This window comes from Mycobacterium sp. NGS19 (assembly GCF_059813155.1).
Genome location: NZ_JCALEB010000002.1, coordinates 622,497 through 645,144, shown reverse-complemented (window position 1 = coordinate 645,144; position 22,648 = coordinate 622,497). Strand labels below are relative to the sequence as shown.

At 68.5% G+C, this 22,648-nt stretch carries 24 protein-coding genes and 1 pseudogene; 16 read left to right on the top strand and 9 right to left on the bottom strand.

Features of this window, described 5'->3' with window-relative positions; translation table 11 throughout:
* Positions 1-14: 14 nt before the first annotated feature.
* Positions 15-1,053, bottom strand: a pseudogene (locus tag AC5Y4N_RS08465) (sigma-70 family RNA polymerase sigma factor).
* Between AC5Y4N_RS08465 and AC5Y4N_RS08460 the strand changes: the two are divergent.
* Genes AC5Y4N_RS08460 through AC5Y4N_RS08435 form a run of 6 tightly spaced genes read left to right on the top strand, consistent with a single transcriptional unit; the run spans position 1,001 to position 5,321 of the window.
* A complete protein-coding gene (locus AC5Y4N_RS08460) occupies positions 1,001-1,840 on the top strand; it encodes an alpha/beta hydrolase (protein WP_499904877.1) in 840 nt (279 codons plus the stop codon). The pseudogene AC5Y4N_RS08465 and the gene AC5Y4N_RS08460 overlap by 53 nt on opposite strands.
* Entirely contained in the window at positions 1,837-2,883 is a 1,047-nt protein-coding gene (locus AC5Y4N_RS08455) for an alpha/beta hydrolase family protein (RefSeq protein ID WP_499904880.1), read from the top strand. The genes AC5Y4N_RS08460 and AC5Y4N_RS08455 overlap by 4 nt, the downstream gene beginning before the upstream one ends.
* Before the next feature lie 10 nt (positions 2,884-2,893).
* Positions 2,894-3,646: a DUF2786 domain-containing protein gene (locus tag AC5Y4N_RS08450; protein ID WP_499904882.1), complete on the top strand. Its 753-nt coding sequence runs from the start codon at positions 2,894-2,896 to the stop codon at positions 3,644-3,646.
* Positions 3,643-4,134 carry a TIGR04338 family metallohydrolase gene (locus tag AC5Y4N_RS08445; protein WP_499904884.1) on the top strand — a complete coding sequence of 164 codons (492 nt, stop codon included), beginning with the start codon at positions 3,643-3,645 and terminating at the stop codon, positions 4,132-4,134. The genes AC5Y4N_RS08450 and AC5Y4N_RS08445 overlap by 4 nt, the downstream gene beginning before the upstream one ends.
* A 42-nt stretch (positions 4,135-4,176) precedes the next feature.
* Positions 4,177-4,812 (top strand): O-methyltransferase, encoded by a 636-nt coding sequence (locus tag AC5Y4N_RS08440; RefSeq protein WP_499906282.1) that lies wholly within the window; start codon positions 4,177-4,179, stop codon positions 4,810-4,812.
* Between the two features lie 2 nt (positions 4,813-4,814).
* A complete protein-coding gene (locus tag AC5Y4N_RS08435; protein WP_499904886.1) occupies positions 4,815-5,321 on the top strand; it encodes a DUF6790 family protein in 507 nt (168 codons plus the stop codon).
* Positions 5,322-5,381: 60 nt separating this feature from the next.
* Here the strand turns inward: AC5Y4N_RS08435 and ilvD are convergent, their stop codons facing one another.
* Positions 5,382-7,100, bottom strand: coding sequence for a dihydroxy-acid dehydratase (gene ilvD, locus AC5Y4N_RS08430; RefSeq protein ID WP_499904888.1), 1,719 nt, complete (start codon positions 7,098-7,100; stop codon positions 5,382-5,384).
* Between the two features lie 47 nt (positions 7,101-7,147).
* Here ilvD and AC5Y4N_RS08425 point away from each other — a divergent pair, with 47 nt between their 5' ends.
* The 3 genes from AC5Y4N_RS08425 (at position 7,148) to AC5Y4N_RS08415 (ending at position 9,221) form a co-directional block, all read left to right on the top strand.
* Positions 7,148-7,720: a DUF305 domain-containing protein gene (locus AC5Y4N_RS08425; RefSeq protein ID WP_499904890.1), complete on the top strand. Its 573-nt coding sequence runs from the start codon at positions 7,148-7,150 to the stop codon at positions 7,718-7,720.
* Positions 7,721-8,011: a copper-sensing transcriptional repressor RicR gene (gene ricR / locus AC5Y4N_RS08420; protein ID WP_499904894.1), complete on the top strand. Its 291-nt coding sequence runs from the start codon at positions 7,721-7,723 to the stop codon at positions 8,009-8,011.
* A 133-nt stretch (positions 8,012-8,144) separates the two neighbouring features.
* A complete protein-coding gene (locus tag AC5Y4N_RS08415; RefSeq protein ID WP_499904897.1) occupies positions 8,145-9,221 on the top strand; it encodes a L,D-transpeptidase in 1,077 nt (358 codons plus the stop codon).
* Between the two features lie 15 nt (positions 9,222-9,236).
* On the opposite strand, the gene AC5Y4N_RS08410 is transcribed toward AC5Y4N_RS08415, so the two are convergent.
* The gene (locus AC5Y4N_RS08410) at positions 9,237-11,210 is read right to left on the bottom strand and encodes a M13 family metallopeptidase (protein ID WP_499904900.1); all 1,974 of its coding nucleotides are present in this window, start codon (positions 11,208-11,210) and stop codon (positions 9,237-9,239) included.
* 39 nt (positions 11,211-11,249) lie between these two features.
* On the opposite strand from AC5Y4N_RS08410, the gene AC5Y4N_RS08405 reads away from it, so the two are divergent.
* Both AC5Y4N_RS08405 and AC5Y4N_RS08400 read left to right on the top strand, forming a co-directional pair.
* On the top strand, positions 11,250-11,864 hold the full coding sequence (locus tag AC5Y4N_RS08405; protein ID WP_499904904.1) for a hypothetical protein: 615 nt from the start codon (positions 11,250-11,252) through the stop codon (positions 11,862-11,864).
* A complete protein-coding gene (locus tag AC5Y4N_RS08400; protein WP_499904907.1) occupies positions 11,861-12,568 on the top strand; it encodes a hypothetical protein in 708 nt (235 codons plus the stop codon). Before AC5Y4N_RS08405 ends, AC5Y4N_RS08400 begins: the two co-directional genes overlap by 4 nt.
* On the opposite strand, the gene AC5Y4N_RS08395 is transcribed toward AC5Y4N_RS08400, so the two are convergent.
* From AC5Y4N_RS08395 to AC5Y4N_RS08385, 3 genes are read right to left on the bottom strand one after another with little or no spacing between them, the layout of a single operon-like run.
* The gene (locus AC5Y4N_RS08395; protein WP_499904910.1) at positions 12,537-12,974 is read right to left on the bottom strand and encodes a CoA-binding protein; all 438 of its coding nucleotides are present in this window, start codon (positions 12,972-12,974) and stop codon (positions 12,537-12,539) included. The two genes, AC5Y4N_RS08400 and AC5Y4N_RS08395, sit on opposite strands and share 32 nt — an antisense overlap.
* 30 nt (positions 12,975-13,004) lie before the next feature.
* Positions 13,005-13,529 (bottom strand): helix-turn-helix domain-containing protein, encoded by a 525-nt coding sequence (locus tag AC5Y4N_RS08390; RefSeq protein ID WP_499904914.1) that lies wholly within the window; start codon positions 13,527-13,529, stop codon positions 13,005-13,007.
* Entirely contained in the window at positions 13,526-16,441 is a 2,916-nt protein-coding gene (locus tag AC5Y4N_RS08385; RefSeq protein WP_499904917.1) for an MMPL family transporter, read from the bottom strand. The genes AC5Y4N_RS08390 and AC5Y4N_RS08385 overlap by 4 nt, the downstream gene beginning before the upstream one ends.
* A gap of 103 nt (positions 16,442-16,544) precedes the next feature.
* Between AC5Y4N_RS08385 and AC5Y4N_RS08380 the strand changes: the two genes are divergently transcribed.
* From AC5Y4N_RS08380 to AC5Y4N_RS08360, 5 genes are all read left to right on the top strand, one after another.
* Positions 16,545-16,721, top strand: coding sequence for a hypothetical protein (locus tag AC5Y4N_RS08380; protein WP_499904922.1), 177 nt, complete (start codon positions 16,545-16,547; stop codon positions 16,719-16,721).
* A gap of 11 nt (positions 16,722-16,732) precedes the next feature.
* Positions 16,733-17,248 (top strand): hemophore, encoded by a 516-nt coding sequence (locus AC5Y4N_RS08375; RefSeq protein ID WP_499904927.1) that lies wholly within the window; start codon positions 16,733-16,735, stop codon positions 17,246-17,248.
* Between the two features lie 126 nt (positions 17,249-17,374).
* Positions 17,375-17,722, top strand: a complete 348-nt coding sequence (locus tag AC5Y4N_RS08370) for a heme-binding protein (protein WP_499904931.1) — start codon at positions 17,375-17,377, stop codon at positions 17,720-17,722.
* An 84-nt stretch (positions 17,723-17,806) separates the two neighbouring features.
* The gene (locus AC5Y4N_RS08365) at positions 17,807-18,490 is read left to right on the top strand and encodes a response regulator transcription factor (protein WP_499906284.1); all 684 of its coding nucleotides are present in this window, start codon (positions 17,807-17,809) and stop codon (positions 18,488-18,490) included.
* 48 nt (positions 18,491-18,538) lie between these two features.
* Complete coding sequence (locus tag AC5Y4N_RS08360) at positions 18,539-19,936, top strand: HAMP domain-containing sensor histidine kinase (protein WP_499904933.1); 1,398 nt, start codon at positions 18,539-18,541, stop codon at positions 19,934-19,936.
* Here the strand turns inward: AC5Y4N_RS08360 and AC5Y4N_RS08355 are convergent.
* Genes AC5Y4N_RS08355 through AC5Y4N_RS08345 form a run of 3 tightly spaced genes read right to left on the bottom strand, consistent with a single transcriptional unit; the run spans position 19,839 to position 22,608 of the window.
* On the bottom strand, positions 19,839-20,201 hold the full coding sequence (locus tag AC5Y4N_RS08355; protein ID WP_499906286.1) for a DUF3054 domain-containing protein: 363 nt from the start codon (positions 20,199-20,201) through the stop codon (positions 19,839-19,841). The two genes, AC5Y4N_RS08360 and AC5Y4N_RS08355, sit on opposite strands and share 98 nt — an antisense overlap.
* A 26-nt stretch (positions 20,202-20,227) precedes the next feature.
* Positions 20,228-21,469, bottom strand: a complete 1,242-nt coding sequence (locus AC5Y4N_RS08350; protein WP_499904935.1) for a M23 family metallopeptidase — start codon at positions 21,467-21,469, stop codon at positions 20,228-20,230.
* Positions 21,470-21,489: 20 nt separating this feature from the next.
* A complete protein-coding gene (locus tag AC5Y4N_RS08345) occupies positions 21,490-22,608 on the bottom strand; it encodes a lysylphosphatidylglycerol synthase transmembrane domain-containing protein (RefSeq protein ID WP_499904939.1) in 1,119 nt (372 codons plus the stop codon).
* Positions 22,609-22,648 lie beyond the last annotated feature (40 nt).

Here is a 22,648-nt window from a genome sequence, read left to right as displayed (position 1 = left end):
GCGTCGTGTCGTGGCTACAGGGAGTCGGGCAAGCCGAACTTCGCGAACAGCGTGGTGTCGAGGAACGCCACCACATGTGCCACCCCGTCGGCCGTGAAGTCCACGACATGCAGCTGAAACGGCACATGCTTGTCGCCCTCGCGCATGTACATTGCGGCGGCCGGCTGTCCGTTGGCGGTGACAGGAATCAGCCGCATGTCGCCGGGTTGCTCGGCGGGGCACTGCAGGTGGATGAGTGAGCCGATGGCCTGCGGTCCGCGGTACCAGTTGACGAACGGCGGCATCTCCCAAACCGCTTCGGCGGTGAACATTTCCACCAACGCGTCGATGTCGTACTTCTCGAACGCCGCGATGTAACGCGCCAGCTGGTCCTGTGCCTCAGGTGAATCGGGGGCAGCCAGCGCATCGTCGGGGCCGACGGCATCGAGCTGAGCCCGTGCCCGCTGCAGCAGACTGTTCACCGCCGCCGTCGACGTTCCGATCGCCTCGGCCACCTCGGCGGCTTTCCACTGCAGCACGTCGCGCAGCACCAGCACGGCCCGCTGCCGCGGCGAAAGGTGCTGCAGCGCGGCGACGAACGCCAGCCGTACCGACTCCCGGTTCTCCACGACCTCCGACGGGTCGGCGGGCAGCGGCTCAAGCCAGGGCACCTCGCGGCGTTCGACGAGCTCGTCGGCCGGATCGGCGTCGGGGCCGCCCAGTCCGCTCGGCAGCGGCCGTCGCTGCCGTCCCTCCAGCGACGTCAGGCACGTGTTCGTCGCGATCCGGTACAGCCAGGTGCGCAGCGACGACTTGCCCTGGAAACCCGAGTACGCCTTCCACGCCCGCAGGTAGGTCTCCTGCACCAGATCCTCCGCGTCGTGCAGGGATCCGGTCATCCGGTAGCAGTGCGCCAGCAGCTCACGCCGGTGTGGCTCCGCACGGACCAAGAACTCGTCGTCAGACTCGCGGGCGAGGACGCTCACGGCGCCGAGCTTACGCGCGCCATTACGCTCGCCCCATGCTCACCACCCGAACCGAGCGGTCGTTCGACGGCGTCGACGGGGTGCGAATCGTCTACGACGTGTGGACGCCGCAGACCAGTCCACGCGGCGTCGTGGTGCTCTCCCACGGATACGCCGAACACGCACGCCGCTACGACCACGTCGCCCAGCGTTTCGGCGATGCGGGCCTGCTCACCTACGCGCTCGACCACCGCGGCCACGGCCGCTCCGGCGGCAAGCGGGTGTGGCTCAAAGACCTGTCGCACTACACCGAGGACTTCGCGAAGCTCGTCGCGATTGCGGCGTCGGACTATCCGGGCCTGCCACGAGTGGTGGTCGGGCACAGCATGGGCGGTGGAATCGTGTTCGCGTACGGCGCCCAGTACCCGGACACCTACACCGCGATGGTGCTGTCGGGACCGGCGGTAGCGGCGCATCTGGAGGCGCCCAAACCGCTGGCCGTCCTCGGCAAGGCGCTGGGCAGGCTCTTCCCGGGGCTGCCGATGCGCAAGCTTCCCGCCGACGCCGTGTCACGCGACCCCGAGGTGGTGGCCGCCTACGAGTCCGACCCGCTGGTGTACCACGGCTGGCTGCCCGCCGGGATCACCCGCGCGCTGCTGCAGGTGGGCGAACGCCAGCCACAGTTGGCCGCCAAGGTGACGGCTCCGCTGCTGATCGTGCACGGCGAAGACGACCGGCTGATCAGTGTGGAAGGCAGCCGCATGCTGATCGAGCATGTTGCCTCGCCGCAGGTGGTGCTCAAGGTCTACCCCGGCTTGTACCACGAGGTCTTCAACGAACCCGAGAAAGAGCGCGTGCTCGACGACGTGACCGCGTGGATCGAAACGCATTTGTGAAAGCGGTTGCGAGACTTGGCCTTTCCTGGCTGATCGTGGCGCTGGTGTGGGTGGGCGGCTGCTCGTCGACGCACCCGGCGCCGGTTTGGGTGGACGACGAGGTGAGCTTCGTCGCCGACGGCTTGACGATCTACGGCACCTACCGGCACCGCGCTGACGCGCCGTCGGGCCCGGCGGCGCTGCTGATCTCCGAGAGCGGCATCACCGACCGCAACGGCGACAACGCGGTCGCCGGAAAGATCGGCACCCAGCGCACCCTCGCCAGCCTGCTGTCCGATCGGGGTGTGGCCAGTCTGCGATACGACAAGGTGGGCACCGGCCGCACAGGGCTGGGGCCGTATGCGGGCCGCCCGGCCGACGTCGACAGCGCGGTTTACACCGCCGGCGCCAAGGCCGCGGTTCGGTTCTTGGCGGCTCAGCGGGACGTCGACCCGAACCGGATCGCGGTGTACGGGCATGGCGAGGGCGCCGTCCACGCGATGATGCTGACCTCCGACACCGCCTCCGGCGCACCGAAGATCCACGCGCTCGGGCTGTTTGCACCGCTGGCCGGCCGCTACCTCGACCTGATCAGCGTGCGGGTGCGGGCGGACGTGGACGCCCAAGTGAAGGCCGGCCGCGCCACACCGCAGCAGGGCCAGGACGTGATCGCGGCGTGGACGGCGGCTGTCGCGTCGGCGCGAGCCGACGGCACGGTGCCGGCGCAGCTACCCAACGGGCTGGGCGCGATCCTCAACCCCGGCAACGTCAGGGCGGTGCTGGCGACCGACGCGATCGACCCGATGGCGCTGGCGGCGCGCGTCCCGTCCGGCACCGCCGTGTTGCTGACGTGCAGCGACTCCGACGCGCAGGCCCGATGCGACGCGATGCGGCCGCTGGCCGTCGCGTTGGCGCACACCCGCCTGACCTTCGCCGAACTGCACGGCGTCAACCACGTGCTCAAGGACGACCCCACCGACAGCATCACCGACTACGCCAACGGCCAGCCGCTGTCGGCGCAGGTGGTCAGCGCGCTGAACGCCTTTGTCGGATCGGTCGCTTAGCGTGGCGTCCATGACCGACGACAAGATGCTGGGGCGCATCGCCGCCCTGCTGCGCCAGGCCGAGGGCACCGACAATCCGCACGAAGCCGAGGCGTTCATGGCCGCGGCGCAACGGCTCGCCACCGCGACATCCATCGATCTGGCCGTCGCGCGCGCGCATGCGGCCACCCGCACCAAAGCTCAAGCCCCGGTGCAGCGCACCATCACCATCGGGGCGGCCGGCACGAAGGGACTGCGCACTTATGTTCAGCTGTTCGCCGTGATCGCCGCCGCAAACGACGTGAAGGTCGACGTTGCCAGCAACTCCTCGTTCGTCTACGCGTACGGCTTCCCCGAGGACATCGACGCCAGCCATGCGCTGTACGCCAGCCTGGTGATGCAGATGGTGCGCGCGTCCGAGGCGTACCTGGCAAGTGGTGCACACCGGGCGACGCCCACCATCACCGCCAGGCTGAATTTCCAGCTGGCGTTCGGCGCCCGCATCGGCCAGCGGCTGGCGCAGGCGCGGGATGAGGCGACGCGCGAGGTGCGAAACAGTGCCTCGTCCCGGCCTGGCACCGCACTTGCGTTGCGCAACAAAGAGATCGAGCTGACCGACTTCTACGGCCGGGAGTCGAAGGCGCGCGGTACCTGGCAGGCTCACCGGGCGTCGGCCGGCTACTCGTCTGCGGCCAGGCGGGCGGGCGACAAGGCGGGCCGACGCGCCCGGCTCGGCGGCAGCAGCGAATTGCCCAATGGGCGCACTCCGCTGCAGAGGCGATGACTCGAGACAGCCAGCGGGCCAAGGTCTATGCGGCCGAACAGTTCGTGCGCACGCTGTTCGACCGAGCCGAGGAGCGGGGGTCACGGTCGGTGGAGTTCTTCGGCGCCGCGCTGACGCTTCCGCCCGAAGCGCGGTTCGCGTCCGTGGAGTCGGTGCAGAGCTACGTCGACTCTGTTCTGAATCACCCTGCGGTGCAACGGCATTGGCCGGATACACGTGTGGTGTCCGTGCGGCCCCGGCGCGGTGAGGCCGCCGCGCACTATGAACACCGTGGTGCCGACGCGGTGATAGCAGTGCCTGCCCGCGACCGCTGGGCCTTACGGGAACTCGTTGTGCTGCATGAGATCGCACACCATCTGTGCGACGTGACGCCGGCGCACGGTCCGCCATTCGTCGGCGCGTTCTGTGCGCTCGCCGGCATCGTGATGGGGCCGGAGGTCGAACACGTCTTGCGCGTCGTGTACATGAAAGAAGGCGTGCGCGGCTAGCGTGGCACCGTGAGTGAGCCCGATCCAGCGGACGTGGACGCGATGTTCGACCGATTGCTGATCGGCGCCGACCCAGTGCTCGACGCCACCCGGGCGGCCACCGCGGCCGCGGGCATGCCGGCGATCGAAGTGTCGGCGCAGCACGGCAAGCTGCTGTTCCTGCTGGCGTCGGCAATGCAGGCACGGCGCATCCTCGAGATCGGCACGCTGGGCGGGTTCAGCACAATCTGGCTGGCCCGCGCTGTCGGACCGGCCGGGCGCGTCGTCACCTTGGAGTACGACCCCAGGCATGCCGACGTGGCACGGACCAACCTCGAGCGGGCCGGTGTCGCCGACCGAGTCGAGGTGATAGTCGGCGCTGCCCTGGACACGCTGCCGCGGTTGGCCGGTTCCGAGCCGTTCGACCTGGTATTCATCGACGCGGACAAGGAGAACAACTCCGCATACGTGCAGTGGGCTGTGCAGCTGAGTGCTGCCGGCTCGATGATCGTGGTGGACAACGTCGTTCGGTTCGGGCGCGTGCTCGCCCCGGCCGCCGAGGACCGACAGGCCCAAGGTGTGGTCGACATGCTCACGATGATCGCCGAGCATCCGCAGCTGGACGCGGCGGCCATCCAGACCGTCGGCGTCAAGGGTTGGGACGGGTTTCTGGTGGCTCTCGTGAGGAAGGAGTTGTAGCGGTGAGCACTGTCATCGCGGCTGTTATTGCGCTGATCGGCGGACTCGTTGCGAGTCGACGGCACAAGCACCGGCTGGCTGCCGACGTCCACATGGTGTGGTGGATGGTGTGGGTCGTGGGCATCGCGTCGATCGTCGGCGCGGGTTATCACATCTTCGACGGCCCGCGAACCGCGGAGCTGATCGGCTACACCCGCGGCGACGGTGGATTCCAATGGGAAAACGCGATGGGAGACTTGGCAATTGGTGTCGTCGGTGTGATGGCCTACTGGTTTCGCGGGCACTTCTGGCTGGCCACAATTGTCGTCGTGACGGTGCAGTACGTCGGCGACGCGGCCGGGCACATCTACTTCTGGGTGGCTGAGCACGACACCAAGCCGTACAACATCGGGGTGCCGTTGTGGGCGGACATTGTGGTGCCAATCGTGCTGTGGGCGCTGTACGTGTGGTCGCGCCGGCGCGACGGCGACGCGCTCACTTCGGCGCGAGGGTGCACAGTTGCACACTGATTCGCGGCGTGTCGGTGCGCAGACACGCCCGCTCGCGGGGGCGAGCGGGAGGCAAGCGGGCTAGGTGCAGACGGCGCCTTGGGCTGCCGAGCCGACCAGCTTGACGTACTTGGCCAGCACGCCGCTGGTGTAGCGAGGCGGCAGCGGCGTGAAGCCCTGCTGGCGAGAAGCGAATTCGTCAGGGTCGACGAGCAGGTCGAGCGTGGCGTTGGGCACGTCGAGGCGAATCCTGTCGCCGTCGCGCACGAACGCGATCGGGCCGGCGTCGACGGCCTCGGGGGCGATGTGACCGACGCACAGGCCAGTGGTGCCGCCGGAGAACCGGCCGTCGGTGATCAGCAGCACGTCCTTGCCCAGACCGGCACCCTTGATGGCACCGGTGATCGCGAGCATCTCGCGCATGCCCGGGCCGCCCTTCGGGCCTTCGTAGCGGATCACCACGACGTCGCCGGCCTGGATCGTGCCGTCCTCCAAAGCATCCAGCGCCGCCCGCTCACGCTCGAAAACCCTTGCGGTGCCTTCGAACACGTCGGAGTCGAACCCGGCCGACTTGACCACCGCACCGTCCGGGGCGAGCGAGCCGTGCAGGATCGTGATGCCGCCGGTCGGATGGATCGGGTTGTCGAGGGCGCGCAGCACCTTGCCGTCGGGGTCGGGCGGGTCGATGTGCCGCAGGTTCTCCGCCAGAGTCTGACCGGTGACGGTCAGGCAATCGCCGTGCAGCAGCCCGGCATCCAACAATGCCTTCATCACCACGGGCACCCCGCCGATGCGGTCGACGTCGAACATCACGTGCTTGCCGAACGGTTTGACGTCGGCCAAATGCGGCACCTTGGCGCCGATCCGGGTGAAGTCGTCCAGCGTCAGCTTCACGTTGGCCTCGAAGGCGATGGCGAGCAGGTGCAGCACGGCGTTGGTGGATCCGCCGAACGCCATCACCACGGCGATCGCGTTCTCGAACGCCTCTTTGGTGAGGATGTCGCGGGCGGTGATGCCGCGGCGCAGCAGCTCGACGACGGCCTGGCCGCTGCGGCGGGCGAACCCGTCGCGGCGCCGGTCGGTGGCCGGCGGGGCGGCGCTGCCGGGCAGCGACATCCCCAGCGCCTCGGCCGCGCTGGCCATGGTGTTCGCGGTGAACATGCCGCCGCAGGCCCCCTCGCCGGGGCAGATCGCCCGCTCGATCGCGTCGACGTCTTCGCGCGACATCAGTCCGCGGGCGCACGCGCCGACGGCCTCGAACGCGTCGATGATCGTGACGTCGCGCTCGGTGCCGTCGGACAATTTTGCGCGGCCCGGCAGGATCGAGCCGGCGTAGAGGAATACCGACGCCAGGTCGAGGCGCGCGGCGGCCATCAGCATGCCGGGCAGGGACTTGTCGCACCCGGCCAGCAGCACCGAGCCGTCGAGCCGCTCGGCCTGCATCACGGTCTCGACGCTGTCGGCGATCACCTCACGGCTCACCAGCGAGAAGTGCATGCCCTCGTGGCCCATCGAGATGCCGTCGGACACCGAGATCGTGCCGAACTCCATCGGGTAGCCGCCGGCGGCGAACACCCCGTCCTTGGCGGCCTTGGCGAGCCGGTCCAGCGACAGGTTGCACGGGGTGATCTCGTTCCACGACGACGCGACACCGATCTGCGGTTTGGCGAAGTCGTCGTCGTCCATGCCGACGGCCCGTAGCATGCCGCGGGCGGCGGCCTTCTCCAACCCGTCGGTGACGTCGCGGCTGCGAGGCTTGATGTCCGGCATGCGTTCAAGTATGCCTTCGACGACGCGCATGCCAGACGCAGCCCATACCCCTCGGGGGTACCGGTTAGAGTGGGAACATGAGGGTGATGACGGCGCTGTGGCTGGGGTTGCTGACGCTCGCCCTCGTCACGGGCTGCGGCGGGAACCAGCACGCCACCTCCACCACCTCGCAGGCCGCCGCCGAGCAGGACCACAACGCCAACGACCTCAGGTTCGCGCGCGACATGATCGCCCACCACGAGCAGGCGCTGCTGATGACGCAGATGGTGCCCACCAACACCTCCAACCAGCAGCTCATCGAGCTGGCCAACCGGATCACCACCAGCCAGCTACCGGAAATCCAGGCGTTCCGGGCGTGGCTGATGCAGTGGGACGCCCCCGGTGACAGCGCCTCCGCCCACGACAACCACAGCGCGCCGATGCCCGGCATGGTCGCGGCGGACACGATCGACAAGTTGAAAGCTGCCAGGGGTGCCGACTTCGACCGGCTCTGGCTGACGTCGATGATCGACCACCACCGCGGCGCGATCGCCATGGCCCAAGACGAGATCGCGCACGGAAAGAACCCGGACGTCATCTATCTGGCTCGGTCGATCGTCACCGCGCAGCAGGCCGAGATCGACCAGATGAAGCAGATGCTGGGAGGGTGAATGGCTGCAGCACAAGGGTATTCGGAGCGCAAGGACGACTACGCCAAACGGCTGCGCCGGATCGAGGGTCAGGTCCGCGGCATCGCGAAGATGATCGAGGACGACAAGTACTGCATCGACGTGCTCACCCAGATCAGCGCGGTCAACAGCGCGCTGCAGGCCGTCGCCCTGGGTCTGCTCGACGAACACCTCAGCCACTGCGTCAGCAATGCCGTCGCGGCCGGAGGGGAGGAGGCCGACGCGAAACTGGCCGAAGCGTCGGCGGCGATCGCCAGGCTGGTGCGGTCCTGAGCTCGCGGGTGTAACGAAATCCCAGCTCACGCGGATGGGCTAGATAGCTGTCGAGCGACGGGGGACCGGCGAGTGATCCGGACGGCCCCGCCCGCTGTGCCACACTGGGGGCACCTGAAGGTCTGGAGGGTTGATGAGTAGACGAGCCGGAGCCGTAGGGCGCTGGGCGTCATGGCCGGGCGTGAGAAAGACCTTGACCTCGGTGTTTTGCGTGGCCGGTGTGGCTGGCGCGGTGCTCGTCGCGACGCCGTCGGCGCTGGCCGAGCCGGATCCCAATCTGCCTCCGCCTCCGCAACCCGTGGACGCCGCCCCCGTCGATCCTGGACCTCCGCCGGCCGATCCGCCCGCAGCCGCGCTGCCGGCAGCGCCGCCGGCCGATCCGCTGGCAGCGCCCGCGCCGCCGCCGGGCGAGTCGGCCACCCCGCCGCCGGTTGACCCGCTCGCGCCACCCGCCGCGATCCCCGAGGGCACGCCCGCCGGCCAGAATCCGACGCCGTTCACCGGTACGCCGCCGTTCCGGCCGCCGACGTTCAACCCCGTCAACGGCGCGATGGTCGGCGTGGCCAAGCCGATCATCATCAACTTCGCGGTGCCGATCGCCGACCGCCCGATGGCTGAGCAGGCGATCCACATCTCGTCGAACCCGCCTGTGCCCGGCCGGTTCTACTGGATGAACGACAGCCAGGTGCGGTGGCGGCCGCTGAAGTTCTGGCCCGCGCGCGCGACCGTGAACATCGACGCGGCGGGCACCAAGTCCAGCTTCCGCACTGGTGACGAGCTGGTGGCGACGGCTGACAATGCCACCCACCAAATGACCATCACCCGCAACGGCAAGGTCGAGAAGACCATGCCGATCTCGATGGGCATGCCAGGTCACGACACCCCGAACGGCACCTACTACGTGCTCGAGAAGTTCCCCGACATCGTGATGGACTCGGCGACCTACGGCGTGCCCAACACCTCGCCGCAGGGCTACAAGGTGCACGTGCAACTCGCGGTGCGTTTCGACAACAGCGGCAACTTCGTGCACAGTGCGCCGTGGTCAGTGAGCGATCAGGGCAAGCGCAACGTCAGCCACGGCTGCATCAACATCAGCCCTGACAACGCGAAGTGGTTCTACGACAACTTCGGCAGCGGCGACCCGATCGTCGTCAAGAATTCCGTGGGCACGCAGAAGCCCGACGGGGCCAACGACTGGCAGCTGTTCTAGACGCGCGCCGACGCGCTAGTTCCAGATGTGCACCCGCTGCTCGGGCTCGAGGTAGAGCGCGTCGGACTCGCTGACGTCGAACGCGTCGTAGAACGCGTCGATATTGCGGACCACGCCGTTGCACCGGAACTCCGGCGGACTGTGCGGGTCGATCGCCAGCCGGCGGATGGCCTCGGCGTCACGTGACTTCGTGCGCCACACCTGTGCCCAACCGAAGAACACGCGCTGCACGCCTGTCAGCCCGTCGATCACCGGCGGCTGCGCGCCGCTCAGCGACAGCTGGTAAGCGAGCAGCGCGATCGACAGCCCACCGAGGTCGCCGATGTTCTCGCCGACGGTGAATGCGCCGTTGACGTGATGTCCGGTGCCGCTCAGCTGGCGCGGCGTGTAGGCGTCGTACTGCTCGATCAAAACCTTTGTGCGCGCGCTGAATTCAGCGCGGTCCTCGTCGGTCCACCAGTCGACGAGGTTGCCGTCGCCGTCGTATTTGGAGCCCTGGTCGTCGAACCCGTGCCCGATCTCGTGGCCGATCACCGCGCCGATGCCTCCGTAGTTGGCGGCGTCGTCAGCGTTGGCGTCGAAGAACGGCGGCTGCAGAATCGCTGCGGGAAACACGATTTCGTTCATGCCCGGGTTGTAGTAGGCGTTGACGGTCTGCGGCGTCATGAACCATTCGTCGCGGTCGACCGGCGAGCCCAGCTTGGCCAGCTCGCGGTCGTAATTCACCGTGTAGCCACGACGGAAGTTGCCGTACAGATCCGAGCGGTCCACACGCAGGGCCGAGTAGTCCCGCCACTTGTTCGGATAGCCGATCTTGGGGGTGAACTTCTCCAGTTTCGCCAGCGCGCGCTGACGGGTCTGCGGCGTCATCCAGTCCAGCGACTCGATGCTCACCCGGTATGCCCTGCGCAGGTTGTCCACCAGAACGTCCATGCGCGCCTTGGCTTCCGGGGGAAAGTGCCGCTCGACGTAGAGCCGGCCGACGGCATCGCCCATCAGGTTCTCCACCAACGACACGCCACGCTTCCACCGGTCGCGGATCTGCTCGGTGCCGCTCAAGGTGCGCCCGTAGAACGCGAAGTCCTCGGCGACGAGCTCGTCGGTGAGCAGGAAGGCGCGAGCATGGATCAGCCGCCAGCGCAGCCACGCCCGCCAATCCTCGATGTCCTCGCCCGCCCACAGCGCCGCAAATGCCGTGAGGTAATCAGGTTGGCGCACAACGACTTCCGCGGCCGCCTCCGGTGTGGTGCCCAACGCGCGAACCCAGCCGGCCCAGTCGAAGCCAGGCGCTTCGTCGGGCAGATCGGAGAACGCACGCAAGTTGTAGGTCAGGTCGGCGTCGCGGCGCTTGACCACGTCCCAATGAGCTGCTGCCAGTTTGGATTCCAGCGCTACGATCCGCGCGGCGGTGTCGGCGTGATCGTCGGCGCTACCGCCATACACCAGCGCGAACATCGCGGCGATGTGCCGCGGGTAGGCGGCCAGGATCTGCGCGTGCTGCTCGTCGCGGTAGTAGGACTCGTCGGGCAGGCCCAGCCCGGACTGGCTGACGTGCAACAGATAGCGCGTGGAGTCCTTGGAGTCGGTGTCGACGTACACCCCGGCGCCGCCACCAACGCCGGTGCGCTGCAGCCGCCCGACCAGCGCCGCCAGTGCCGCGGGATCGCCGGCCTGGTCGATGAGCGCCAGCTCGTCACGCAGCGGCGCCAACCCGACCCGGGCCACGGTGTCTTCGTCCATGAAGCTGGCGTACAAGTCGCCGATGCGCTGCTCGTCGGTGTCCGGCCGGGGGTCCGAGGCCGCGGCTTGGGTGATGATGTCGCGCACCTGCTCCTCGGCCCGGTCGAACAACTCGCGGAACGCGCCGTCGGTGGCCCGGTCGGCCGGAATCTCGTAGGCGGCCAGCCAGCGTCCGTTGACATGGCCGAACAGGTCGTCTTGCGGGCGAGTCGCCGAATCCACGTACGAAAGATCAATACCGGAGTTCACCGGACCATCCTTCCAGACGACTGAAGTAACCTCGCCTTCGTGCCAGAGGAGTCCGACGCTTCCGAGAACCCTCCCGCGAAGGCACCGGCCCCGCTCGGCCGTGCCCCGGTGTTCACGCCGCTGGGCCTCGCATCGGCCGGGCTCGGTGTGCTCTGCGTCGCCGCGATCGTGCTGACGTCGCTGATCTGGTCCAACCATCGCGACGACGAAGGCGAGCTCGCGTACAAGGCCCGGGTCATGCAGGTGGCCGCCTCATGGGCGGGCGTGCTGATCAACATGAACAAGGACAACATCGACGCCAGCCTGCAGAAGCTGCATGACGGCACCGTCGGGGAGCTCAACACCGAATTCGACAAGGCCATCCAGCCCTACACCAACCTGGTGAAGACGCTGCAGTCCAAGACGACCGGACAGATCAACTCGGCGTCGATCGAGGCGTTCTACCACGACCTGGACCGTCAGCCCGGGACCCCGCCCCGCTCCGAACCGCTGCCGACGGATGTGGCGTCGCGCACCGACACCGTGCTGATTGTCGCCACCTCGGTCAGTGAGAACGCCGGCGCCAAACCGCAGACCGTGCACTGGAACCTGCGGGTGAGCGTGTCGAACGTCGACGGCCAGCTCTTGGTCTCCCACCTGGAGCTGCTGCGATGAGAAACGCGTGGCGCGTGCTCGCGTTCGACATCGCGGCTCCGCTGGCGGCCATCGCAGCGCTGCTGGTGATCGGCTACGCCTTGGACTGGCGGGTCTGGTGGGTGGCGGTGTGCGCGGTGCTGTGCACGCTGATCGTCGAAGCCATGATCGTCAACTTCGTCCTGTTCCGGCGCGACCGGGTGACGCTGGGCACCGACGACGACGGGCCCGGATTGCGTTTGGCGGTGGCAGGGCTGACCACCGCGGCGCTGGTCGCCGCGATGCTGGTGACCTACTCGCAGTGGACCCGGCCCGACCGTGACCTGGCCGCCAGCATGGACCAGGCGGCACGGCTGGGATCGAGGTTCGCCGAGGCGGTGATGACGTTCTCGCCGCAGGATCCGATGGGATCGGTCAACAAGGCCGCCGACCTGATGGAGCAAGACCGGGCGACACGGTTCCGTGACGCGTCAGCCAAGACCGTCGCCGACGAGGCGGCGAAGAAGGTGACGACGCAAGCGCAGACCATTTCCGCGGGTGTCGAAGCGATCAGCTCCGACGACGCCAGCGTCGCAGTGGTGATGCGTGCGACCCGCAGCGTGCCGAACCAGTCCGCCGACAAGGCGGTGATCGCACTGCGAATTACGTTGTCGCACAGCGGTGATCAATGGCGTGTGCTCGATTTCACGCCGATCAACCCCGCCCCGGCCGGCCCGGGCGGATGAGCCGCGCGTGGTCCACCTTCAGGCAGCGGTCCATGACCACCCGCATGCCGGCGGCCTCCGCGTCGCGGGCCAGCTGCTCGTCCCACAGGCCCTGCTGCAGCCAGATGCTCTTGGCGCCCACGGCGATCGCCGCGTCGAGCACCCCGCGTAGCTGATCCGGACGGCGGAATACGTCGACCATGTCCGGCACCACGGGCAGCGCCGCCAGATCCGGGTACACCGGTTGCCCGTCGAGCTCGTCGATCGCGGGGTTCACCGGATAGAGCTGGTAGTCGGTGGCCGATCTCAGGTAGCGGTAGACACCGTTGCTGGGACGCAACGGATCGGGCGACACTCCGACCACGGCGATCGTGCGGGTGTCCTGCAGAAGCTCGCGCAGTGCGTCGTCGTCGGGCTCAGTCCACATTCGGACATCGTATGGGCGGAGCCGACGGAATCACTGCGGGTGGGTGGGGCGGTGAGTCCTCATCTTCGCGAACCGGTCGGCGAGCCGGCGCATCCGGACCATCTGCGACGCCGACGGGCTGACCTCGCCGGCGAGGTAGGCGGCAAGGTCGTCGCCGCTGACACCGATGCGGGACGCGAACTCGCGGGCCGAAAGTCCGGAGCGGTCGATCAACGCCCGGATCTGGCGGGCCACCTCTGCGCGTTCGTCGGCCTCCAGCTGCGCCCGGCTGCGGGCCAGCACCTCGGCGAGCGCGTTGTTGATGCCATATGACGACGTCGTTTCGAGCACCTCCTCGACCTGCCGCGCGGTCCGGCCGAACGGATCTCGTTTGAGCGCCACCACGATGCGCTGCCAGATCGCCAGATCGCCGCTTTCCACCGCGGTGCGGATCGCCGCGGTGGGCCAGAACTCGACGGGCTTGCTCTGGTAGGCGGCCAGCGGCGACGCCTGCGCTGCTCCGGGCAGGCGAATGGTGGTCGCCGCGTCGTCATGCGCATCCAGGGCCAACGTCACCTCGCCTCCTCCAGCATCGCCACGGCCACCGACAGGCATCGCTTCTTGACTTCCGCCCAGTCCACGTCGGGATCCAGCTCGTCGTCCGCCGGCCGGGGGTCGGCCAGCCGGCGCACCAATTGCGTGGCAACCCATTGCGTCCTGGGTTGTTGCCCACAGTAGTACTTATCCATCCCGGCCAGCACTGATGCAGCCGTGCTGGTGTCGATGGCGTCCACCAATTCGGCAAACTCCGCGTAGTCGCGGCGGCTGTTGCGGCACATCAGCAGAAAACCCTTCATGCGCAGCGTCTCCGCGCCCGTCGGAATCTGCAGCCGATCGCCCGTCGGCAACTGGACGTTGGTGGTCTCCACCGGGCTGCGCCGCGCGACGGGCGGGGCCTCGGTGTGGGCGTCGACCTCCAGCGCGTCCAACGCCACCGACAATCTGTCCCGCCACATCGTGACCGGATGCACGCCGCGACCGGCCCACGGCATGCGTTTGCGGCTGCCGCGGTGCCGCAGCGACAACGGCACTGAACCGTTTCGCCGCAGCCCGCTGTGGCCGGCGTCGGGTGCTGGCTCGTCGGGCGCCTCGTCGCGGCGGCCGCACCCGCTGAACGCCAACGGGTCGGCCACACAGACGACGTCGGGCGCGAGGTCTTTGAACTTGGCGGCGGACTTGACCACCATCCGCATGTCGGAGTTGGGCACGCCGAGCGCGGAGATGTCGTCGGGAATGACGACGACGTCGCCGATGTCGACCTTGGGCAGCGGCCGCTCGAAGTCCACCGACGGCAGGATCCGCGCCAGCCAGGCCGGCAGCCACCAGTTCCACTGGGCGAACATCGCCATCAGCGCCGGCACCAGCACCAGCCGCACCACTGTCGCGTCCACCGCGATCGCCACCGCGCACGCCACCCCGAGTTCGGCTACCAGCGGCATGCCCGCGAACGCGAACCCGATGTAGACCGCGATCATGATCAGCGCCGCACTGGTGATGGTCCGGGCGCTGGTGCTCACCCCCCATGCGACCGCGTCACGGGTGTTGTTGGTCTGCAGGAAACGTTCGCGGATGCGGGTCAGCAAGAAGATCTCGTAGTCCATCGACAAACCGAAGGTGATCGCCAGCACCAGCGGCGGCACCGAGCTGTCGAGCGACGAAATCGGTTGGAAGCCAAGTTCTTTGAGCCAACCCCACTGGAACACCATCACGATGCTGCCGTAAGCGGCCGCGACCGAGAGCACGGTCATCAGCACGCCCTTGAACGCCAAGAACACCGACCGGATCGAGATCAGCAGCATCACGAACGCGATCGTCGAGACGAACAGGAACACCCACGGCTGGGTCTTTTCCACGCGGTCGTCGAAGTCCTTGATCAGTGCGGTGGGGCCGCCGACGTCGATCCGCGCGTCGGCAGCACCGGGCACCTGTGGAAGCCGATCGCGCATCCAGTCGACGGTCTCGCGGGCGGACATGTCCTCCGGATCCACTGCCAGCACGGCTGACAGCAGCGCGCTGCGGTTGTCGTCGGCGAACACCGGCGGCTGCACGGTGACGATGTTCGGCGCCTCGCGCATCCGCAGGCCGACCGCGTCGACGGCCTGCCGGTGCTCGGCGCTGGTGGCGGCCCCGTCGGGGAACGTCACCAGCACGCGGATCGGGCCGAGCGCTCCGGGTCCGAGTGCGGCCGCGGCCGCGTTGACGCCGCCGCGGATCTCGTGTTCGGGCGAGAACTGGCGCTGCATGCTGTTGGACAACGTCATCGACAACGCCGGAGCGGCCAGGGTCAGCAACACCACCGCGGCGGCCAGTGCCGACGCCCAGGGCCGGCGCATGACGAAGCCGACCCAGCGTGACCAGAACGGCGATTGGGTGGACTCCGGGCGCCGCGACCATTGCAGCAGCCAGGACCGCCGCGCGGCAGCCCGGCCGAACGTCGCCAGCACCGCCGGAATCAGGGTCGTGGACGTCAGCACCGCGACCGCGACCGTCAGCACCGCGCCGGTGGCCATCGACCGCAGCACCGGGGTGTTGATCAGGTAGATGCCGGTAACCGACGCGATCACCGTCAACCCCGACAACACCACGGCAAGGCCCGAGGTGGCCATCGCGGCGTCGGTGGCCTGCTTTGCGTCACGTCCGGCGCGCAGTTCCTCGCGGTAGCGCATCAGGATGAACAGCGAATAGTCCACGGCCAGCGCGATGCCGAACATCGAGACAGTCGGCGTGACGAACACCGACATCGTGGTGAACATCGACAGCAGATAGATCAGCCCCATGCTGACGGCCACCGTGACGATGCCAAGGATCAGCGGCATGGCCGCCGCCGCCAGCGACCCGAACACCGCAAGCAGCACCACCAGGATGATCGGCAGGTTCCACCGCTCGGCCTCGGCGATGTCGTGTTTGGTGTTGGCCTGCGCGGCAGCGCCCAGCGCGCCCTGGCCGATCACGAACAATTCGACTCTGCCGTTGTCAAGTTGACCTGGTTTGTCGCCGTGGACGCCGACTTTGCTGCGCAGCTGCTTGGCGACGTCGACGGCGCCGGAGTTGTCGAAGCCGAGCTTGAGCGAGACCACATAGGGCCGGTCCGGCCGCGGCGGCGGCTGCGCCGGGTTGGGCACCACCGTCACGCTGGGCACTTCGGCGGCCTTCTGCTCCAGCAGAGCCACGGCGGCTTTCATGTCCTCGGCGGTGGCGCCGGGACGCGGGGCGGCGACCAGCGCAAGCGGCGACGCGCCCTGGTCGGGGAAGTGACTCTCGAGTTCCCGCTGCACCCGCAGCGACTGCGAGCCGGCGACCTCGAACCCGCCGCCGGTGAGGTTGCTGGACTGTTGCAACGCGATCAGCACGGCGGGAACCAGGACGAGCAGCCACGTGGTGAACACCGCCCAGCGGTAGCGGCGCAGGTTGCTGCTCAAGCGCATCATGAACTGCTGGATGGCTGTCCCCCGCTTTCTCCCGTGGTCGTGAGCCTACAACAGGATGCTGTGCGGCGACTGCGACTCTGACCTGCGCTTGGACGCTTCGCACGTGGGCTTTCTGCGGCTGGGCCGACGCGGGGGAGACCGCCATGACGTGGGCGTTTGTCCTTCGATTGGCGGCCAGCCCACCGCAGGTGGCACCATGTGGATCGGTCGTTTGCTGGCAGCGGTCATCGACGGCGGCGTCGCAGCGATGCGCATTGCCCCGAATGTCCGCGAACTGTGAGGAGCTGTCCCATGAACTCGGCTTCCCCGACTGTGCGCCGTGCCCTTGCCGGCGTCTTCGCGGCCTGCCTGAGCGGTGGTGTCGTGGCGGCGAGCACGGTTCCGTCGGCCACCGCCGCCAACGATCCGTGTGCGGCGAGCGAGATCGCGCGGACCATCGGGTCGGTGGCGACGAACACCGGCAACTATCTGGACGCGCATCCGGCCACCAACACCGCGCTGAGCGCTGCTGCGCAGCAGCAGGGGCCGCAGGCCGTCGCCGCGGTCAAAACGTACATGGACGCCAACCCGCAGGTCAGCAAGGATCTGCAGGCGCTTCAACAACCGCTGCAGGCGCTGGCCGGCAAGTGCCGGCTGCCGATCTCGTTCCCGCAGCTGCTGCAATTCGTGCAGGCAGCTCAGAACGGGGCCGGCTTGCCGGCGGGCGCGCCGACCGCGCCCGGGCCACTGCCGGGACCGGCAGCCACCGCGCCGGTATCGCCGGTCAGCGCACCGAGCAGCGGCGCCACCAGCCCGACTAGTCACTGACCGCCGGCTTTCTTCGTCAGCTTGGCGGCAAGCCAAGAAAGTGGACGTCGATTCTGCTTAGCTTGACTATGTCGATGACCATCAATGGTTACGGTTCACTTGCCACGTGACTGAAGGAGCTATCTGATGACGCTCTCCCGTTGTGCCGCGCGCCGCGCGGTTGCAGGCCTGCTGGGTGCCGGTGCCATCACCGGCGCAGTGCTGCTGGCCGCCGCTCCCACCGCGCTGGCCGACCCACCGCCAGGTTGCACCGCGGCTGACCTCGCTGGTGTGGCGTCGGGCGTCGCGGCGTCCACGTCGGCCTATCTGTTCACCCATCCGGACGTCAACGCGTTCTTCACCGGTCTCAAAGGTCAGCCCAAGAGCGAGATCCGCGACGACGTGCAGAACTACCTCGACGCCAACCCCACCGTGCGGGCCGACCTGCAGGGCATCCGCCAACCGCTCGTCGACCTGAAGAACCGCTGCCAGTAGCCGGTGCGGCCCGAGCTGGGAACCAATCTCCCCGGCGGCGGTCAACCGCCCGCGCGTAACGGCGGCACGGGCCCCCTGGTGTTGATGGTCGACGACGACCCGGATGTGCGGACCTCGGTGGCGCGCGGATTGCGGCATTGGGGCTTCGACGTCCGGGTCGCCGCGACCGGCAAAGAAGCGTTGCGCCTGTTGTCCAGCGAGACCCACGACGCGTTGGTGCTCGACGTGCAGATGCCCGAGTTGGACGGCGTCGCGGTGGTGACGGCACTGCGCGCGCTGGGCAACGACATCCCGATCTGCGTGCTGTCGGCCCGCGACACCGTCAACGACCGGATCCTCGGGCTGGAGGCCGGGGCCGACGACTACCTGACCAAGCCGTTCGACCTCGGTGAGCTGGTCGCGCGGCTGCATGCCCTGCTGCGACGATCGTCGCACTCGGCGCAACGCAGCGAGGACGAGCGCTCCGACGCGATCACGGTCGGCCCGTTGACCATCGACACCGCGCGCCGGCTGGTGTTCGTCGACGGCGAGCGAGTGGAGCTGACCAAGCGGGAGTTCGACCTGCTGGCAGTGCTCGCCGAGAACGCCGGGGTGGTGCTCACCCGTCAGCGGCTGCTCGAACTGGTCTGGGGGTACGACTTCGACGTCGACACCAACGTCGCCGACGTGTTCATCAGCTATCTGCGGCGCAAGCTCGAGCGCGACGGAGTGCCGCGGGTGATCCACACGGTGCGCGGGATCGGATACGTGCTGCGGACGGAGCCGTGAGGCGACCAAAGGATCGCGAGCCGTGAGGCGACCAGAGGATCGCGAGCCGTGAGGCGGATTCGGCTGCGGTCGGTGTCGCTGCGCACCCGGGTGGCCATCGCCGCCGCGCTGGCGGCGGCTGCGGTGGTCGCGTTGTTCGCGATCGTGACGTCGGTGCTGTTGGTGAACAACGATGCGGCCCAGCTGGACCGGCGGCTCGACGCGATCATCGAGACCAGCATCGAGCCGAACCGCAACACAGCTGAACCGCGCGCGATCCTGCAGACGATCCGGTCAAAGAACACACAAGAAGTGTTGTACCGCAATGGTTTTCAGTTGCCACCGCTACCGGTGGGCACCACGACGGTCAGCGTGAACGGGGTGAACTACCGGGTGCGCACCGTCGAACAGGCCCGCCCGGACGGCGACGTGCTGGTGTCCATCGGCATCCGGGTCGACAGCATCCTGCTGGACCGCACGCGAATCCCGTTGTACCTGTTGATCGGTGGCGCCGCGGTGCTGGTGGCGGCCGGGCTGGGCTGGCTTTTCGCCGGGCCTGCGGTGGGCCCGCTGCGGCGGCTGACCGAACACACCCGCAGGCTGGGCAAGGGGAGTGACACGCTGCCGCCGGTGCGGGGCATCCGAGAGGCCGAGGACCTTTCGGATGCGATGACGGACATGCTGCAACGGCTCGCCGCCGCGCAGGAATCGACCACCAATTCGCTGCAGACAGCGCAGGACTTCGCCGCGAACGCGGCGCATGAACTGCGGACTCCGCTGACCGCGATGCGCGCAGACCTCGACACACTGCGCATCCACGACCTGCCCGCCGAAGAGCGTGAGGAGGTGGTCGCCGACCTGTCGCGGGCGCAGCGCAGGGTCGAGGCGATCATCACCGCCCTGGGTCAGTTGGCGTCCGGGCAGCTGGCCCGCGCCGAAGACCGCGAAACGATCGATGTCGCAGACCTTTTGGAGCGGGTGGCCCGCGACAACATGCGACAGTCGCCGCCTGTGCAGATCGAGGTGCGCGCCGACGACGCGGGCGCGATCGTCGGTTGGCCCAGCGGGCTGCGGCTCGCGGTGGACAACCTCGTGCGCAATGCGATCACGCATGGCGAGGCCAGCCGCGTGGTGCTGACCGCACTCCGGCACGGCGAGCGACTCGACATCGTCGTCGACGACAACGGGCGCGGGCTGCCCGCCGAGGAACACCGCGCGGTGCTGGGCCGGTTCACCCGGGGCAGCACGGCCGCGACAGGTGGGTCCGGGCTCGGGCTCGCGCTGGTCGCGCAGCAGGCCGCGCTGCATGGCGGCAGCATCGAGTTGTGCGACGGACCGCTCGGCGGGTTACGGGCGACGCTGACGGTCGCTACCGCGGGCGCGCCGTCGTCCGACGCGCCGTTGCAAGGCCCCGCCAGCCCAGCAGCAGGACGCCGGTCACCACTGAAGCGACGATCACGAAAGTGACTGCCACACTTGCCGAGTTGGCTTTGCGCAGCAGCATTCCCACCGCGACCGTACACACCCAGACGGTCACGCCCGTGGGCACAACGGCCAGCGGAGCCCGCCAGCCGCGGCTGAGTAGCCAGCCGACCGCCGCCCCGGCGAGGAACGGCCATGCCGTCTCGGCGACGCCGGTCACGGTCACGCCCTCGGCATGGCTTCGCCGGCCGACCGCGCAGAACACCAGCACGCACGCCGCATCGGCGGCCAGCGCCCACGGCACCCGCATCACAGCCACCCGGTGAGGCTAGCCGGTCAGCGGCCCGGGTAGCTCATCACGTCGAGGTCCAGCGGCATCGCATACGTCTTGTCTGTGGTCGCGAAGCCCTGCTGCAACGGTGCCGGTCCGCCGGTGCTCACCAACTCGTCGCTGAGCGACGTCAATCGGCCGGTCAGCCGGAACTTGTCGAGCAAGAACGGTAATCCGTTGGAGCGCAACGGATCTGGCGTACTCATCACTTGGAAGTGCAGATGTGGCGCGTCGGTGTTGCCGGTGTTGCCCACCGAGGCGATGCTCTGGCCGGTGATGATGCGCTCGCCCGGAGTGACCTTCACGCTGCCGGTCTTCAGGTGTGCATACATGACATAGTTGCCGCCACCGATGTCGACCACGACGTGGTTGCCCGGATACTGCTCCAGCGCCAAGCCGGTCGGGCGGACGCCCGGCACCTGCTCGGGCTGGTCGTTGACCACCGCGACCACCTGGCCGTCGGCGACGGCGTGCACGTCGGCACCGAAGTAGGCATAGCTCGCGGGGTCGCCTTTGTCGCCGTTGAACAGCCGGCCGTCGGGCGTCAGCTGGACGTAGTCGATCGCATACCGCTCGCCCGCCCACAGGGCACCGCTGATCGGGTTGAGCGCCATCCGGTGCGGGTTCATGTCACAGCAGCCGTTCGCGGCAACCCAGCCGTCCCCGGCCAGCGGCGCCGAGACGGTCACCGGCTTGCGGTTGTCCACGGTCGTCGGCGCGATGGTCTCGCTCATCGTCGCCTCGGTGAGCGGCGGTTGGGGCTGGGGCAGCGACAGCGACACGGTGTGGCTGACCGCGGCGGGAATGCTCGCGCCCTCGTCGAGCGCCACGTCGAACCACACCGCCGCGGTCTGGGCCGGCCCGATCGTCGCGGTAGGCGCCGGATTGCCCAGCACCCGCGTCCATGCCGCCACCGCGTCACCGTCGAGGTTCAGTAGCGGTTTGCCGTCCGCGGTCGCTGCCACCGACGTCAGGGTGACGTCTTGCGCCGTCGTGTTGGTCAGCAGCAGTTCGTAAGCCAGGTGCGTCTTGCCGTCGCTGCCGGTCACGGGCATCGGCGGCGCCAGCACCGACCCGATCACCGGTGTGGCGGCCGCGGGGCCGGCGGGTGCGAGTGCCGCCGGTGGTGGACCCGTGGTGACGGTGACGGTCGACGGGGCGGGTGACGGACTTGACCGCGATCCGGTGCCGCACGACGTGGCGACCAGGACTGCGCAGAGCACCGTCGCCCAAACACGTTGTCGCATGCGGACATCCAAGCACGGCGTCACGACGCGCCGTCGCCGTTGGAGTCGCCGCCTGCCGGCTTGGGCTCGGCGTCGATGCCGCCGCGTTCGGCGGCGTCCGGGTCGATCTGGCTTTCGGTGCGGAACAGAAAGAAGAACAGCACCCACCCGATGACCGCGATGAAGATCCAGCTGATCAGCCGGTAGATCAGCATCGCCGAGATCGCGTCGGGCAGCGACACCCCGCTGGTCACCAGGCCCGGTACCAGCACCGCCTCCACCACCAGCAGCCCGCCGGGCATCAGCGGTATCGACCCGACGGCCCGCGCGGCGGCGTAGGCGACGGTCAATCCTGCCAGCGACGGGTGGCCGCCCGCGGCGAACGTCGCGAACAGCAAGCAGCCCACGTCGGCCACCCAGTTGAACAACGACCAGCCGAAGGCGACCGACAGGTCGCGGCGGCTCAGGCTCACCGACTCGAGTTGGCTCAGCATGGCGCGCCACTTGTCGAGCCCGACGTCATGCGGTTTGCCGCGAACCGAATTCACCCACGACAGCGCCCGCACACCGATGCCGTCGATCAGTTCCGGGCGTGACGCCACTGCTTGCGCCAGCATCAGCAGCAGCAGGAAGCCGCCGAGCGTGAAGATCAGCGAGAACGGGTTGTTCTTGGCGCCCAACAGGAACGCGCCGCCAAGCCCGAGCAGCGCCAGCCCGGCCACCTGTAGTGCGCCCGACATCACCAGCTGCCACGAGGCCACCATCGGCGAGGCGCCCCACAGTCGCTGCTGGCGGTAGATGAACGTCGCCGACAGTACCGGTCCGCCCGGCAGTGTGGTGCTCAGCGCGTTGCCGGCGTAGAACGCGGTCTCCGAACGCCACTGTTTGACCACCACCCCGGCCGACCTCAGCAGTGTGCGCTGGATCTGCGCGAAACTGTGCATCGACGCCAGTGCAGCGGCGGCCGCGGCGGCCACCCACCACCACTTCGCCGCCGAGATGCTGCGCCACGCCTGAGCGAGCTGGTCACGCACGAGCACGATCTCGACGAACAGCACCACCGCGGCGATTCCGATGATCGCCCAGCGCAACCACCAGTACTTGCCGCGGGACTGACCTTCGCCGCTACAGGCATCGCTGACCGGGGCGTCGTGCGACACGTGCTACAGGTTAAGACCGCAGACCCGCCACGACGGCCAC